Annotated in this window: 16 protein-coding genes; 15 read left to right on the top strand and 1 reads right to left on the bottom strand. The window is 67.9% G+C overall.

What is annotated here, in order from left to right; translation table 11 throughout:
• Positions 1-23: 23 nt before the first annotated feature.
• The 8 genes from CKO31_RS20525 (at position 24) to CKO31_RS20560 (ending at position 7,650) form a co-directional block, all read left to right on the top strand.
• Positions 24-377, top strand: a complete 354-nt coding sequence (locus tag CKO31_RS20525) for a hypothetical protein (RefSeq protein ID WP_200240969.1) — start codon at positions 24-26, stop codon at positions 375-377.
• A gap of 46 nt (positions 378-423) precedes the next feature.
• Entirely contained in the window at positions 424-735 is a 312-nt protein-coding gene (locus CKO31_RS20530; protein ID WP_200240971.1) for a hypothetical protein, read from the top strand.
• Between the two features lie 65 nt (positions 736-800).
• Complete coding sequence (locus CKO31_RS20535) at positions 801-1,871, top strand: TRAP transporter substrate-binding protein (protein ID WP_200240972.1); 1,071 nt, start codon at positions 801-803, stop codon at positions 1,869-1,871.
• Positions 1,868-3,061 (top strand): radical SAM family heme chaperone HemW, encoded by a 1,194-nt coding sequence (gene hemW, locus CKO31_RS20540; RefSeq protein ID WP_322789193.1) that lies wholly within the window; start codon positions 1,868-1,870, stop codon positions 3,059-3,061. The genes CKO31_RS20535 and hemW overlap by 4 nt, the downstream gene beginning before the upstream one ends.
• A 154-nt stretch (positions 3,062-3,215) precedes the next feature.
• The gene (rpmE, locus tag CKO31_RS20545) at positions 3,216-3,416 is read left to right on the top strand and encodes a 50S ribosomal protein L31 (protein WP_200240976.1); all 201 of its coding nucleotides are present in this window, start codon (positions 3,216-3,218) and stop codon (positions 3,414-3,416) included.
• A gap of 359 nt (positions 3,417-3,775) precedes the next feature.
• Positions 3,776-5,035 (top strand): malic enzyme-like NAD(P)-binding protein, encoded by a 1,260-nt coding sequence (locus CKO31_RS20550; RefSeq protein ID WP_200240977.1) that lies wholly within the window; start codon positions 3,776-3,778, stop codon positions 5,033-5,035.
• Between the two features lie 110 nt (positions 5,036-5,145).
• Positions 5,146-6,075 carry a malate dehydrogenase gene (gene mdh, locus CKO31_RS20555; RefSeq protein ID WP_200240979.1) on the top strand — a complete coding sequence of 310 codons (930 nt, stop codon included), beginning with the start codon at positions 5,146-5,148 and terminating at the stop codon, positions 6,073-6,075.
• 279 nt (positions 6,076-6,354) lie between these two features.
• The gene (locus tag CKO31_RS20560; RefSeq protein WP_200240981.1) at positions 6,355-7,650 is read left to right on the top strand and encodes a citrate synthase; all 1,296 of its coding nucleotides are present in this window, start codon (positions 6,355-6,357) and stop codon (positions 7,648-7,650) included.
• A 141-nt stretch (positions 7,651-7,791) separates the two neighbouring features.
• On the opposite strand, the gene CKO31_RS20565 is transcribed toward CKO31_RS20560, so the two are convergent.
• Positions 7,792-8,508, bottom strand: coding sequence for a hypothetical protein (locus tag CKO31_RS20565; protein WP_242475543.1), 717 nt, complete (start codon positions 8,506-8,508; stop codon positions 7,792-7,794).
• A 247-nt stretch (positions 8,509-8,755) separates the two neighbouring features.
• Between CKO31_RS20565 and CKO31_RS20570 the strand changes: the two genes are divergently transcribed.
• The 7 genes from CKO31_RS20570 to aroB all read left to right on the top strand — a co-directional run bounded on the left by CKO31_RS20570 (position 8,756) and on the right by aroB (position 15,719).
• The gene (locus tag CKO31_RS20570) at positions 8,756-9,829 is read left to right on the top strand and encodes a pilus assembly protein PilM (RefSeq protein WP_200240983.1); all 1,074 of its coding nucleotides are present in this window, start codon (positions 8,756-8,758) and stop codon (positions 9,827-9,829) included.
• 1 nt (position 9,830) lies between these two features.
• Complete coding sequence (locus CKO31_RS20575) at positions 9,831-10,436, top strand: PilN domain-containing protein (protein WP_200240984.1); 606 nt, start codon at positions 9,831-9,833, stop codon at positions 10,434-10,436.
• 36 nt (positions 10,437-10,472) lie between these two features.
• Positions 10,473-11,084, top strand: coding sequence for a type IV pilus inner membrane component PilO (locus tag CKO31_RS20580; protein WP_200240985.1), 612 nt, complete (start codon positions 10,473-10,475; stop codon positions 11,082-11,084).
• The gene (locus CKO31_RS20585) at positions 11,081-11,617 is read left to right on the top strand and encodes a pilus assembly protein PilP (RefSeq protein ID WP_200240986.1); all 537 of its coding nucleotides are present in this window, start codon (positions 11,081-11,083) and stop codon (positions 11,615-11,617) included. Before CKO31_RS20580 ends, CKO31_RS20585 begins: the two co-directional genes overlap by 4 nt.
• 24 nt (positions 11,618-11,641) lie before the next feature.
• Positions 11,642-13,897, top strand: coding sequence for a type IV pilus secretin PilQ (locus tag CKO31_RS20590; RefSeq protein ID WP_200240987.1), 2,256 nt, complete (start codon positions 11,642-11,644; stop codon positions 13,895-13,897).
• A gap of 123 nt (positions 13,898-14,020) precedes the next feature.
• Entirely contained in the window at positions 14,021-14,545 is a 525-nt protein-coding gene (aroK, locus tag CKO31_RS20595) for a shikimate kinase AroK (RefSeq protein WP_200240988.1), read from the top strand.
• Positions 14,546-14,627: 82 nt separating this feature from the next.
• Positions 14,628-15,719, top strand: a complete 1,092-nt coding sequence (gene aroB / locus CKO31_RS20600) for a 3-dehydroquinate synthase (protein ID WP_242475547.1) — start codon at positions 14,628-14,630, stop codon at positions 15,717-15,719.
• The last annotated feature ends 30 nt before the right edge of the window (positions 15,720-15,749 follow it).

Here is a 15,749-nt window from a genome sequence, read left to right on the forward strand (position 1 = left end):
GGGCGGCGCCGGCCGCCTGAGCCGTGACTGCGCTGCGTATCTTCCAGGTCACCCTGCTGTTGGTGCTCTGGTACTTCTTCGCCGGGCTGGTGTTCTCGCGCTGGCTCGGCCTCTGGCCCCAGGGCTTCGAGCGCGAGGGATTCTTCCTGATCGCCGCCGCCATGCCTTGGGCGCTGTTGGCTCTGGACTTCCATGCGCCCACCGACTCGCTGCTCGGCGCTGCCGTGCGCGATTTGCTCTTCCTGCTGTGGCTCGGCTGCGGCATCGCCGCGAATGCGGCCATCCTGAACGCGCTGCTGGCGGCGGCCACCCGCCGCATCGGCGTCGAGCGGGCGCTGCGGCGCAATGTCGCGGCCGCTTGGCGCAGGCGGCGCTGACGCGCCAGCCGGCGCCGGCCGTCCGCTCGCGACAGCGGCGCGCGGCGTGAGGGGCTATCTGCGCCTGTTCCTGGGGATGCTGGCGCTCTTGCTGGCCTATACGCTGCTGGAGCGGGAGCTGCGGGCGCACGTCGTGAGCCCACCGGCGGTTCTCGACATCGCCGGGATCACCCTGACCCTGACGTCGCTGCCCTGGTCGCTGGCGGCGCTCGGCTTCTTCCGCGCCTTGAGCTCACCGCTGGCGCAAGTGCTGCGGGATCTGGGCTATCTTTTGGTGTTCACCGGCGGTACTTCGCTCAATGTCGTATTGCTGACGGCGGGTGCCAGGTGGATCATGCGCCGCTGGCGCGGGGGCTGAGCTCTGGTCCGGCCCGGCGCCGCCGACCGCCCTTTCGCCAAGATACCAACGACGAGGAGCAATAGATGCAACGCCGCACCTTCATCGCCGGTGCCACCGCCGCCGGCGCTGCGCTCGGCGCCCGCAGCGCCTGGGCCAAGCCCGAATACGAATGGAAAATGGTCACCACCTGGCCCAAGAACTTCCCGGGCCTCGGCACCGGCGCCAATAAGCTCGCCGAGATCATCGGCGAGATGAGCGGCGGGCGCATCGCAGTAAAGGTCTATGGCGCCGGCGAGCTGGTGCCGGCCTTCGAGGTCTTCGACGCCGTCTCCCGCGGCACCGCAGAGATGGGCCATGGCTCGGCCTATTACTGGAAGGGCAAGAGCGAGGCCGCGCAGTTCTTCTCCACCGTCCCCTTCGGCCTGACGGCTCAGGAGATGAATGGCTGGATGTACCACGGCGGCGGCCTGGCGCTGTGGAGCGAACTCTATGCCGAATTCGGCCTGGTGCCGGCCCCCGCCGGCAACACCGGCGTGCAGATGGGCGGGTGGTTCAACAAGGAGATCAACTCCGTGGAGGACCTGAAGGGGCTCAAGATGCGCATCCCGGGTCTCGGCGGCGAGGTGCTGAAGCGCGCCGGCGGCACGCCCGTGAACCTACCCGGCGGCGAGCTTTTCACGTCGCTCCAATCCGGCGCCATCGACGCCACCGAATGGGTGGGCCCCTACAACGACCTCGCCTTCGGCCTCTACAAGGCGGCCAAGTACTACTACTATCCCGGCTGGCACGAGCCGGGCACGGTGCTGGAGGCAATGCTCAACAAAGAGGTCTTCGACGGCCTGCCCAAGGACCTGCAAGCCATCGTGCTGAACGCCTGCAAGGTGGTGAATCAGGACATGCTCGCCGAATATACGGCCCGCAACCCGGCGGCCTTGCAGACCCTGCTGACCGAGCATGGCGTCGATCTGCGCAAGTATCCGGACGATGTCATCAAGAAGCTGCGCGAGCTCTCCAGCGAGGTGGTGGCGGAGATCGCCGAGCAGGATGCCTTCTCGCAGAAGGCCTTCGCGTCCTATCGGAAATTCCTGACGCAGGCGAAGGAATGGAGTGCCATCTCGGAGCTGACCTATCTGCAGGCGCGGGATCAGGTGTGAGTGGCACTGGGGCGCACGCGGCGGCGGTCGGGCAGCGTCGGCTCACCGCCGGTGCGCCGCCGCTGGCGCTCTATGTGCACTTGCCCTGGTGCCCGCGCAAGTGCCCCTACTGTGACTTCAACTCCCACCGCGCCAGCGAGCCGCTGCCGGAAGATGCCTATGTCGACGCCCTGCTGGCGGATCTCGACGCCCAGCTGGGCGCGCCTGCGGCGTGCCGCGGGCTGATCTCCATATTCATCGGCGGCGGCACGCCGAGCTTGTTCTCCGGTGCCGCCGTCGCCCGATTGCTGGCCGGGATCCGCAGCCGGTGCGCGCTCGCCCCGGACGCGGAGATCACGCTGGAGGCCAACCCGGGGACGGTGGACGCCGGGCATTTCCGCGCCTACCGTGCGGCCGGTGTGAATCGGCTGTCCATCGGGGTGCAATCGCTGTCGGCGGCGCATCTCGATGCCCTCGGGCGCATCCATGATCCCGAGCAGGCCCGCGCCGCCGTCGCTGCGGCACGCGCCGCCGGCTTTGAGAACATCAACCTGGACATGATGTTTGGGCTGCCGCGGCAGACCCCGGCCGAGGCCCGCGCCGACCTGGATGCGCTCATTGCGCTGGCGCCCGAGCACATCTCCTACTACCAGCTGACGCTGGAGCCCAATACGGCCTTCGCCCATCGGCCGCCACCGGTGCCGGACCACGACAGCCTGGATGCGATGGCCGAGGCGGGCGCTGCGCGCCTGGCGGCCGCCGGCTATGGGCGCTACGAGGTCTCGGCCTATGCCCGGGATGGGTATCGCTGCCGGCACAACCTGAACTATTGGCGCTTCGGTGACTACCTGGGTATCGGCGCCGGCGCCCATGGCAAGCTCACGGATGTGGCCACGGGTGCGGTGGTGCGCCGGAGCAACAAGCGCTCGCCGGCGGATTACCTGGCGCGGCCGAGCAAGCCCGCGACCCGCTGTGATCTCAGCGATGCGGACCTGGTGCTGGAGCTTGCGATGAACGCGCTGCGCCTGGTGGACGGGGTCGAGAGCGCGCTGTTTGCGGCCCGCACGGGCTTGCCGCCGAGTCGGCTGGCGTCGGCGCGGGCGCGGTTGACGGCGGCCGGCTTGCTGGAGCCGGCGCCGGAGCGGCTGGCAGCGACACCGCTGGGGCAGCGTTTTCTGAACGATTTGGTGGCGGGCTTCGCCGAGGAATGACGTCGCGGCCTGCGGCGGCTATTGCGGCCTCGGTGCGCTCAGCGTATGCTGTGCGGTTTACCGTCGACCAGACCATCTGGCGGTCTGGCAGTGTGCGAACCCCTTACGTGCTGCCGCATGGCATCACAGCAGGCAACCATCAGGGCGCAGGGCCATGAAAGCCGACATCCACCCGAATTATCAGGAAATCAAGGTCGTGTGCAGCTGCGGCAACAGCTTCACGACACGCTCCACCCACGGTGAAGAGCTGCATGTCGAGGTCTGCTCCGCCTGCCATCCCTTCTACACCGGCAAGCAGAAGATCCTCGATACCGGCGGCCGCGTGGACAAATTCCGTCGCCGCTACGGCCGCTGAGCGGCCCCGCGCTGCCGCCCCGACCATCCCGGCAGCCTCGTCTCGGGCTGTCGCCCGCGGCCGCGTGCAATGCGCGGCCGGCCTCGCTTGCTTGCGGCCGGTCAAATCATCGGCGCCCGCAATAGTGGCAATTGTTTCCGCTGTCTTGCGCTCCCGCGTTGATGGCGACATGCTTGTCTTTTGCTCGCCGGCATGGGGCGGCTGCTGTCTAGACCCCGGCAGGCCTCCCGGCAGATCTCAAGGCATCGGCCGGGCCCGTCGGAGACCGCGTCCACGCCGCTGCCCGCCGCGCGCGCCCCCCATGCCGCCGCGCGCGCCCCATGGCCGCCGCGAGCCTCCCACCGAGCCGAGACCCCAACATGTCGAATGCCGAGAGCTTCGCCGATGCCGATGCCGACCTGAATCGGGCGGCGCTCGAGTACCACGCCAAGCCCGTCCCGGGTAAGACGGCCGTCGAGATCAAGAAGCCCGCCGCGACCCAGCGCGATCTGTCGCTGGCCTATACGCCGGGCGTCGCCGAGCCGGTGCGCCGCATCGCCGCCGAGCCCTCGGCGGCCTATCGCTACACCAACAAGGGCAACCTGGTGGCCGTCATCACCGACGGCAGCGCGGTGCTGGGTCTCGGCGGCGTGGGGCCGCTGGCGAGCAAGCCGGTGATGGAAGGCAAGGCGGTGCTGTTCAAGCACTTCGCAGACATCGACGTCTTCGACATCGAGGTCTACGCCCGCCATCCGCAGGAGTTCATCGAGACGGTGCGACGCATCGCACCCACCTTCGGCGGCATCAACCTGGAGGACATCGCCGCGCCGCACTGCTTCGAGGTGGAGCAGATCCTCATCGAGGAGCTGGACATCCCGGTGTTCCACGACGACCAGCACGGCACGGCCATCATCATCGCCGCCGGGCTGCTCAACGCGCTGGAGCTCCAGGGCAAGCGCCTGGAGGACGCCCGCATCGTCGTGCTCGGGGCCGGCGCCGCGGGTATCGCGTCCATTCGCCTGCTGATGAGCCTGGGTGCGCACCGCAACAACATCTACGCCATCGACCGCCAGGGCGTGATCCACACTGGACGCCGCGACCTGAATCCGTTCAAGTTCGGCATCGCCGCGGACACCGACAAGCGCACCATGCGCGATGCCCTGGTGGATGCCGATGTCTTCATCGGCGTCTCCGGCCCCGATCTGCTGCCGCCGGACATGCTCGCGACCATGGCGCCGCGGCCCATCGTCTTCGCGCTGTCGAACCCGGTGCCGGAGATCCGCCCGGAGATCGCCTGGGGGGTGCGCGACGACATGATCATGGCCACCGGCCGCTCGGACTACCCGAATCAGGTCAACAACGTCCTCGGCTTCCCGTTCATCTTCCGCGGCGCACTGGACGCCCGGGCATCGCGCATCAACGAAGAGATGCAGATCGCCGCCGTGAAGGCCCTAAAGGACCTCACCCATGAGCCGGTACCGCAGTCCGTGCTGGATGCCTACGGCCTCAAGGCGCTGGCCCATGGCCCGGAGTACATCATCCCCAAGCCCTTCGACCCGCGGCTGCGCGAGCGCGTAGCCCCGGCCGTGGCGGCGGCGGCCGTGGCCAGCGGCGTCGCGCCTGCCGCGCCCGCCAACTGAGCAGTGTCGCTCGGACCCCGCGTTGACTAACAGAGGGCATCGAGACCCTCGCCCACCACCCCAACGCCCGACCCGCAGCGACCGTCGGGCTACCAACCGGAGGAGCTGCCGTGCAGAAGATCAGTATCGTTGGCGCCGGGCGCGTCGGTGAGACCACCGCCCAGATCTTGGCCGAAGAAGAGCTGTGCCGCGAAATCGCGCTCTATGACGTGCGCGAGGACGTCTCCGAGGGCGTCGCGCTGGATATTTTCCAGACCGCGCCCTTTTTCGAGTTCGACTGCCGCCTCACCGGCAGCAACGACCCGGCCGTGATGGCGGGCTCGGACTTGGTCGTCGTCACCGCGGGCTTTCCGCGCAAGCCCGGCATGTCGCGCTCGGATGTGCTGGCGGCGAACGTCGCGATCATCGACGAGGTCACCGACCACATCCTCGCCCATGCCCCGCACGCGAGCATTCTGGTGGTCTCGAACCCCGTCGACACCCTGACCTATCGCATCGCCCAGCGCACCGGTTGGGCGCGCTCGCGGGTGTTCGGGCAGGCGGGTGTGCTCGATGCCTCGCGCATGGCCGCCTTCATCGCCGAGGAGACCGGCTTCTCGGCGCTCGACATCACCACCATCGTCCTCGGCGGCCACGGCGACACCATGGTGCCCATGCCGCGCTACTGCACCATCAACGGCGTGCCGGTGAGCAATTTCATCGCGCCGGAGCGGCTGGATGCGATTATCGAGCGCACCCGCAAGGGCGGTGCGGAGATCCTGGCGCTGCGCAAGAACTCCAGCGCCTATGACGCGCCGGCCGCGGCGGTCGCGGCGATGGTGGATGCCATCAGCAACGACCGCAAGCGGCTGATGCCCTGTGTGGCGCTGCTGGAGGGCGAGTACGGCGAGCGCGACATCGCCATGGGCGTGCCCTGCGTGCTGGACGAGAGCGGTCTCGCCCGCGTCGTCGAGCTGGAGCTCGACGACCGCGAGCGCCAGGACTTCGAGCACTCGGTGGCCGCAGTGCGGGCGGATATTCAGCGCCTCGCGGAGCTCTGAGCCGTTTCCGACCGAAGTGCGGCATTCTTCCTGCATGGGGCTTGCCGCTGCGCGGGTCGGTGAGCCGGCGGCGAGCGGAGCCTGCCGCCCGGTGCTGCTGCTGGGCGTCACTGTCGACGATACAGACCTCACTGCATCGCGGCCCGCCCTCTGCCCCGATTGCCGATCCGGGTTAGCACAAACCAGCACCATCATGGTGCAAACTGGTGCGACCGCGGTGCGACGGCTTTGCGGGCTGAGGCGGCGCACGCAATCACTCCGCAGCCAGGAGTTTTGTCCATGACCGAGAAGAGCGTCACCATCACCAGCCATCAGGACGGGAGCGAGCACGAGCTCCCGCTGCGGGAGGGCACCCTCGGGCCGCCGGCCGTCGACATTTCCTCCCTCTACCGCGATGCCGGGTTCTTCACCTACGACCCGGGCTTCATGGCCACGGCGAGCTGCCACAGCGCCATCACCTATATCGACGGCGAGCAGGGCGTGCTGCTCTATCGCGGGTACCCCATCGACCAGCTGGCGACCAAGGCGAGCTTCTTGGAGGTGGCCTATCTGCTGCTCTACTCGGAGCTGCCGAGCGAGCAGGAGCTGCTGGACTTCGAGCGGGTGATCACCACCCACACCATGCTCAACGAGAACTTGAAGAACTTCCTCGACGGTTTCCACTACGACGCCCACCCCATGGCTATCCTCTGCGGCGTCGTCGGCTCCCTGTCGGCCTTCTATCACGAGTCCATCGACGTCCACGACCCGCACTACCGCGAGGTCTCGGCGCACCGGCTCATCGCCAAGGTGCCGACCATCGCCGCCGCCGCCTACAAGCACAACGTCGGCGAGCCCATCATGTACCCGCGCAACGACCTGCGCTACGGGGCGAACTTCCTGCACATGATGTTCGCGACGCCCTGTACGGACTACGAGCCGGAGCTGCTCGCCGAGAAGGCGCTGAACCTGCTGTTCATTCTGCATGCGGACCACGAGCAGAATGCGAGCACCTCCACGGTGCGCCTGGCCGGCAGCTCTGGGGCCAATCCCTTCGCCTGTGTCGCCGCCGGCATCGCCTCGCTCTGGGGGCCTGCGCATGGCGGTGCCAACGAAGCGGTGCTGGATATGCTGCACCAGATCGGCGATGTCTCGAATGTGCCCAAGTACATCGACAAGGCGAAGGACAAGGATGACCCATTCCGGCTCATGGGCTTCGGCCACCGGGTCTACAAGAATTACGATCCGCGTGCGAAGATCATCCGCGAGGTCTGCCACCAGGTGCTGGAAGAGATGCCTGGTGCCAACAGCCCGCTGTTCGATTTGGCGCTCAAGCTGGAGGAGATCGCGCTGCACGACGAGTACTTCGTCGAGCGCAAGCTCTACCCCAACGTGGACTTCTACTCCGGCATCATCTACAGCGCGCTGGGCATCCCCCGCAATATGTTCACGGTGATGTTCGCGCTGGCGCGAACCGTGGGCTGGGTCTCGCACTGGATGGAGATGATGAGCGACCCGGCCAATCGCATCGGCCGCCCGCGGCAGATCTATTGCGGGCCGCAGCAGCGCGATTACGTGCCCATCTCCAAGCGCTGAGCGCTAGACAGCCACCACCGGCCGCGGCCATCGGGCGCGGCGCGCGCAGCGGCCGCGGACAGTGTCGGGCACTCAGCGCCTAGTGCAACGCGGTGGGTCTCCGGACGCCGGCGGCTGTGCACTCGCGGCGCCCAAGCCAGCTCAAAAGGCCGCGGTCACCGCCTCGGATTCTCCGCCGTCGGCCAGCAGTGCTGCCAGCTCGTCGGCGTCGATGCCGCGCTCAGGGCGCTCGGAGACGGGGTCCAGCGGCGGCTGTCGGCGCGCCTGCCAGGGCAGCACTTGCAGATGCACCGGGATGTCGCCGGCGACGAACGCAAAAACCGGACAGGTCTCCACGCTACCGCTGGCGTAGCGCTGTACCGCCTCGCCCTCCTGCCAGGGGATGCGTCGGTCCATCAGCGCCATCAGCACCTCCTCCGGGCTGTCGGCGAACAGTCGCAGCTCGATGCCGTGCTCGTGCGTGGCCGTGCCGCGCAGGGCCGGCCCGATCAGGCGCGGGCGGAAGTCGGCGAATTCACGCATGGCGCTCAGTGCATGACGACGCAGGTCGGCGAGGCTGCGGGCATGCTCGTCGGGCTCGAACAGCTGCTGCTGCTCCAGGAGTGCGTCGTTGATCTCGGCGTTGTCGGGCCAGCACCGCTTGTCGGTGATACCGAGACGCGCCGCCGCCTTGCGTCGGGCGCGGTCGAACTCGGTGGGACCCTGCTCGGCGAGGATGCGCGCCGACTCATAAGCGAGCCGGCGGCGCTGATCCTGGCAGCGGTGGCGGCTGCCGCCGGACTCCACAGGGGGATTGCGGCGCTTGTGGCGTCGCGCGGTGGCCGCGGCTGCGGCCTTGGATCCCGATCGCCTGGGCATGGAGATGTCTCGCTCGGATGGCGGCACGCAGGCAATGATAACCGCTGCGGCGCGTGCCGGGGGCGCGCGCAGCGCCGGCGCCCCCGTGGCCGTGGTGCTTGGCAACGGCCTTGATGGAAAACGCGGAACAGATCACTCTTGGGGACACTCCCGGAGAAACGAAAGGGGTTTCATCTGATATAGTTAGGGAAGAAAGCATAGGTTGTTTGTCAGGTGTCCACGGGGTGGTTCCAACGCCAATACGCAGATGCTCGGTTTCGCTCGCAAGCAACACTCGCTTCTCGGCGTGGATATCAGCTCCACGGCGGTGAAGCTCATCGAGCTGTCCCAGACGGCCGGCACGGCGGCGGAGCTCTATCGGGTGGAGGCTCTCACCATCGAGCCGCTGCCGGCGAATGCGGTGGTGGAGAAAAAGATCTCCGACATCAACGCCGTCGGACAGACCATCCAGCGGGCAGTTGCCAGAGCCGGCTCCAAAACCAAGCGCGCCGCCTGCGCCGTCGCCGGCTCGGCGGTCATCACCAAGGTGATTGCCATGGCCGCCTCCCTCTCGGACGCCGAAATGGAGGCCCAGATCCAGCTGGAGGCGGATCAGTACATCCCCTATCCGCTGGAAGAGGTCAATATCGACTTCGACCTCATCGGGCCGTCGGCGAGCAACCCGGACATGGTCGATGTGCTGCTGGCCGCCTCCCGCCGGGAGAACGTCGACGACCGTGTGGCCGTGCTGGAGGTGGCCGGACTCACCGCGGCCATTGTGGATGTCGAGGCCTACGCCATGGAAAACGCGTGCAGCCTGTTGCTCGGGCGCTTCGAGGATGAGCGCCAGGACCAAACCGTCGCCGTGGCCGATGTCGGCGCGACGACGACCACCCTGCACGTCCTGCACGACGGCAAGATCGTCTACACCCGAGAACAGAATTTCGGCGGCAACCAGCTCCTCGACGAAGTCGAGCGCCGCTACGGCCTCGCGCGTGCCCAGGCGCTGGAGCGGCTGGAAGAAAACCGCCTGCCGGCGAATTTCGCCAGCGAGGTGCTGGGGCCGTTCAAAGAGGCGCTGGCGCAGCAGATCGCCCGGTCCCTGCAGTTCTTCTATTCGGCCAGCACCTTCAACCGCACCGATCAAGTCATGCTCTGCGGCGGCGCCGCGCGTATCGACAGGATCGACGAGCTGGTGGAGGAGCGCCTGGGCTTTCCGGTATCGGTGGCCAACCCCTTCGCGCCCATGGCCGTGGGCCCGGGCGCAGATCCCGAGGCCCTGGCGAAAGCGGCGCCTTCGATGATGATCGCCACCGGGCTGGCACTGCGGGCATTCGACTGATATGGCACGCATCAATCTGCTCCCTTGGCGCGAAGCGGAGCGCCGGCGCCGGCAGCGCAACTTCTTCGCGGCCACGGCTGCGGCGGTGGCGCTGGTGCTGCTGGTAGGCCTCGGCGTGCGCGTGCAGATCGACAGCATGATCGCCGCCCAGCAATCGCGTAACCAATTGCTGGAGCGCGAGATCGCCGAGCTCGACCAGCGCATCGAGAAGATCGAGGAGCTGGAGGAGACCAAGGCGAACCTGCTGGCCCGCATGGACGTGATTCAGCAACTGCAGGAGAGCCGCCCGGAAGTGGTGCATCTTTTCGACGAGCTGGTGGCGTCCATTCCCGACGGCGTCTTCTTGACCGCGGTCAAGCAGAGCGGCAATCAGGTCCAGGTGGAAGGGCGCGCCCAGTCCAATGCCCGGGTGTCGGCCTTCATGCGCAACATCGACGCGAGCACCTGGATCTCGAAGGCAAAGCTGTTGGTGATCGAGAACAAGGATCAAACCGGCACCGGCTTCAGTCATTTCCGGCTCAGCTTCGAGCAGCAGCACCTGGACCCGGAGGCAGCGGAGGACCGGCGCGCCGGCCTGCCGTCACCGCCCGGGGCTGCGCCCGGCTGAGGCTGCCCCAAGGCCCCGGGCCTGGTGCGTCCAATCATGCAGATCAGCGATCTCAACGACCTCGAGCTCAGCACCATCGGCGAATGGCCCACGCCCGCGAAGGCGGTGGTGGTGCTGGTGCTCTGCGCAGCCATCGGCTGGGCCTGGTACCACTTCGTCACCCAAGACCAGCTCGAGCGCCTGGCGCAAGTGGAGCAGGAAGAGCTGGAGCTCCGCGAGACCTTCGAGGACAAGCAGGACAAAGCCGCGAACCTCGAAGACTACCAGCAGCAGCTCGCCGAGATGGAAGAGTCCTTCGGCGCCATGGTCCGCCAGCTGCCGGACCGCACCGAGGTCGCAGGGCTCCTGGTGGACGTCTCGCAGACCGGGCTCGCCGCAGGCCTGGAGTTCGAGCTCTTCGAGCCGGCCGGCGAGCAGACCAAAGACTTCTATGCGGAGCTGCCCATCCGCATGCGGGTGAACGGCCGCTACCACGAGTTCGGGCGCTTCATCAGCGGGCTCGCGGCGCTGCCGCGCATCGTGACCATTCACAATGTCCAGATTGCTGCCCCGAGTCAGCGGGGCGACGCCCCCGGCACCGATGTCAGCCTAACCATGGAGGCCACGGTCAAGACCTACCGCTACCTGGAGGAGGGCGCGGTGCAATGACGAGCCCGGGTCGGCGCGCTGTTCTGCCTGCGATGCTCGCCTTGGCGGCGGCACTCGCGGGCTGTGGACAGGCCAACCTCGACGAGCTGGAAGACTACGTGGATGCGGTCAAGGCGCGGCCGCCGGGTCCGCTGGAGCCCATCCCCGAGGTGCCGCGTGTGGATACATTCGTGTACGAGCCCGGCAACCGGCGTGATCCCTTCGTCATGGACGACCGCACCGCCCAAGCCGCCGCGCCGCAGCAGGTCTCCGGCGTGGCCCCAGACCCGCTGCGCCGGCGCGAGGAGCTGGAGCAGTACTCGCTGGACTCCCTGCGCATGGTGGGCACCCTGGAGCAGGACGAGACCCGCTGGGGGCTCATCGTCACGCCGGACGGTGTACTGCACCGGGTGCGCGTTGGCAACTACCTGGGGCGGAACAACGGCCAGATCACGCAGATCAGTCCCGAGGCCATCGCCCTGACCGAAATCGTCGGCGAAGGCCCGGGCAGCTGGCGCGAGCGCCAGACGAGCATCGCCCTCAGGCAGCAATAACCGCGGCGGAGGCACCGAGACGCCATGTGTCCGACAATTTGCCCAGAGGCGCCGGCCCGCGCCCTACGCCACCGCCAAGGGCCCGGCGCGCGCGCCCTGCTGCGGGCTATCCCGGCCCTAGCCCTCTGGCTCGCCCTGGCTTGGACGGTATCGGCGGGCGCCGCGGTGCTCCAGGACGTGGAGTTCGCCTCCCTGCCCGGCAACCAGGTGGAGATCGACCTGGTCTTCTCCGGTAGCGCGCCGGCGCCGGAGGACTTCGCTACAGAAAACCCGGCACGCATCGCCATCGACTTTCCGGGCGCCAGTAGCGGGCTCGATCGTAAGTCCGTCCCCATCGGCTTGGGAGTGGCCCACAGCTTGGTGGCCATCGAGGCGAGCGACCGCACCCGGGTCGTGATCAATCTGAACGACTCCGTCCCCTATGAGCTCAATTCCCGGGGTAATCGGGTCACGGTGTCCCTGAATCCGGACCGCCCGGCACCCCCGCCCACCCAGGCGCGGCGCATCGGCACACAGGGCACGGCGCGCCCGGCGCAGCGTCAGGCGCCCCGAGGCGCTGTCAAGGACATCGACTTCCGTCGCGGCGCCGGTGGCGAGGGGCGGGTGCTGATCACGCTGCCCTCCGCCGACACAAAGGTCAGCGTGCGCCAGGAGGGGCAGGACGTGATCGTGGACATCCCGAACACGGATCTACCGCAGCGGCTGTTTCGGCGCCTGGACGTGGTGGATTTCGCCACACCGGTGACGGCCGTGGAGTCCCGCGGCATCGGCGGCGACGTGCGGGTGGATGTGAAGACCGCGGATCAGTTCGAGTACCTGGCGTACCAGACCGACAACCTGTTCACGCTGGAATTCAGAGCCCTGACCCCGGCGGAGAGGGAGCAGCGCGAGCGCGAGAAGATCGTTTACGACGGCGATCGGCTCTCACTGAACTTCCAGGACATTGAGGTCCGCGCCGTTCTGCAGCTGCTCGCAGACTTCACCGGGCTGAACCTGGTGGCGAGCGACACGGTGCGCGGCAACATCACCCTCAGGCTCAAGAACGTGCCCTGGGATCAGGCGCTCGATATCATCCTCAAGACCAAGGGCCTGTCCATGCGCCAGACCGGCAACGTCATCATGGTGGCGCCGACGCAGGAGATCGCCGCCCAGGAGAAGCTGGAGCTGGAGTCCAAGCGACAGATCCAGGAGCTGGCGCCGGTGCGCTCGGAGTTCATCCAAGTCAACTACGCCAAGGCCGCAGACTTCGCCGTCCTGCTCAAGTCCGAGGAGAACAACCTGCTCACGCCGGACCGCGGCAGCGTCACCGTGGATGCCCGCACCAACACCCTGCTGGTGCAGGACACCGCGGCGAAGCTGGAGGAGGTCCGTCGGCTGGTGAACCGCCTGGACGTGCCGGTGCGGCAGGTCATGATCGAGTCGCGGGTGGTGATCGCCAACGACGACTTCGCGCGGGATTTGGGTGTGCGCTTCGGGCTCTCTACGTCCATGGGGCAATTTCGGGACAACGAGCTGCTGATCTCGGGCGGACGCCCGAACAACTCTGGCGGTGGGCCCTTCTCCACCTTCAACGCTGGCCCCTTCGGTCAGACGGTCGAGCAAGAGACCGGCCCCGACGGCAACACCATCTTCCCGCCGTTCAATTCCGTGGTCGAGTTCCCCGAAGGCAGCAACAACCCATCCTTGATGGTCAACCTGCCGGCCAACGCCAATCCTGCGGGGGCTTTCAACTTCATGCTCGGCAAGGTGGGCTCGCATTTGATCCAGCTGGAGCTCTCGGCCATGCAGCGCGAGGGCCGCGGCGAGGTGGTCTCCTCGCCGCGGGTGGTGACGTCGGACCAGAACGAGGCCGTGATCAAGGTCGGCACCGAGATCCCGTACCAGGAGCAAACCGGCGGTGCCGGCGGCGGCACGGCGGTGGCCTTCAAGGAGGCGGTGCTGAAGCTGCAGGTCACCCCGCACATCACACCGGATGATCGCGTAATCATGGACCTGGAGGTCAACAAGGACCAGCCCAACTTCGCCAACACGGTCCTGGGCGTGCCGCCGGTGGATACCCGCTCGGTCAGCACCTCGGTGCTGGTGGACAACGGCGAGACCGTGGTGCTTGGCGGCGTCTACGAGCGCGACAAGACCTTCGCCAAAGAGCAAGTGCCCTGGCTCGGCGACGTGCCCGTCTTCGGGCGCTTGTTCAAAAACGAGCAGCGCCAGGACAACAACAGCGAGCTGCTGATTTTCGTAACGCCCAAAATCCTGAAAGGGGAGCTCGCCACACGTTGACGCAAGCCCCGCAAGCGGGCCCGCCGACGGCTGCTTGAGCGCACTTGCGTGTACTGCCGCGACACCGTCGCGCTCGCCGCACACCCTTGCCCGTGGACGCCAAATCTGGCATACCTGCCGCCCATGATACGACCGCAGAACATCTTTCTCGTCGGCCCCATGGGCGCCGGCAAAAGCACCATCGGCCGCCAGCTCGCGCAGTCCCTGGGCTACGAGTTCCAGGACAGCGACCAGGAGATCCAGCGCCGCACCGGTGTGGATATCGCCACCATCTTCGAGTTCGAGGGCGAGGAAGGCTTCCGCAACCGCGAGCGCACCGTGATCGAGGAGCTGGCCCAGCAGGACAATATCGTGCTGGCCACCGGCGGCGGCGCGGTGATGGTCGCAGAGAACCGCCAGCAGCTCGCTGCCCGCGGCCTGGTGATCTACCTGCATTGCAGCCCGGAGCAACAGTATTCGCGCACGGCGCGGGACCGCAGCCGTCCGCTGCTGGACACGGACGACCCGCAGCAGCGTCTGAAGGATCTGATGGCCGAGCGCGAGCCGGTCTATCGGCAGGTGGCGGACATGGTGGTGTCGACGGAGCGCCGCGGCACCTCGTCGGTGGTGAAGGAGATCCGCCGCCGGCTGGAAGAGGAAGACCTCTGACGTGGCCGCCCCGACGAGCACCCTGACCAGCGCCCCGAGCACTGCCGCGGGCGGGGCCCCGACCGCCGCCGGCGCCCGGCGGCTGGAGGTCGACCTCGGCGCCCGCAGCTACCCGATCCTGATCGGCTGCGGGCTCATTTCCAGCCCGGACTGCTACGCACCCTATGTGCGCGGCCGGCAGGTGCTGGTGGTGAGCAACGACACCGTGGCGCCGCTGTACCTGGATGCCGTGGAGCGGGCCCTGGCCAGCCTGGACATTCACAAGGTGATCCTGCCGGACGGCGAGCGCTACAAAGATCTCGCCACCCTGAACCGCATCTTCGACGCGCTGCTCGCCGAGCGCTTGGGGCGGGATGTCACCGTGATCGCCCTCGGCGGCGGTGTGGTCGGCGACATGGCGGGCTTCGCGGCGGCCTGCTATCAGCGCGGCGTGGACTTCATTCAGGTTCCCACCACGCTGTTGGCGCAGGTGGACTCGTCCGTGGGCGGCAAGACCGGCGTCAACCACGCCCTCGGCAAGAACATGATCGGTGCCTTCCATCAGCCGCGCGCCGTCGTTGCCGACACCGATACCCTGAGCACCCTGCCGGACCGCGAGCTCGCCGCGGGCCTCGCAGAGGTGGTCAAGTATGGGCTGATCCGCGATCCGGACTTCGTCGATTGGCTGGAGGCGAGCCGCGAGCGCCTGCTCGCCCGCGACGCCGACGCGCTCGCCGAGGCCGTCGAGCGCTCCTGCCGCAACAAGGCCGAGGTGGTGGCCGCCGACGAGCGCGAGGCGGGGCAGCGCGCCCTGTTGAACCTCGGCCACACCTTCGGCCATGCCATCGAAGCGGGCCTCGGCTATGGCGAGTGGCTCCACGGCGAGGCGGTGGCCGCCGGCATGGTGATGGCCGCGGAGCTGTCCGCGCGCCTCGGCTGGCTCGCCGCCGACGATGTCGGGCGCATCCGGCGCCTGCTCGCCGGCTTCGGCTTGCCCGTCGATCCGCCGCCCGACCTGACCGCGGAGCGCTGGCTCGCGCTGATGGCCGTGGATAAGAAGGTCCAGGGCGGTCGACTGCGTCTGGTGCTGCTGCGCGCTATCGGCGGCGCCGTGGTGACAGCGGACTTCGATCCGGCTGCCCTGCGTGCCCTGCTGGAGCAGACGGCCGCCGCGAGCGGCCGTGCCACGGCCTGAAACGCCGGTCACCGGGCGGCGGGTACTGGG

Source organism: Thiohalocapsa halophila, from assembly GCF_016583825.1.
Lineage (GTDB): Bacteria > Pseudomonadota > Gammaproteobacteria > Chromatiales > Chromatiaceae > Thiohalocapsa > Thiohalocapsa halophila.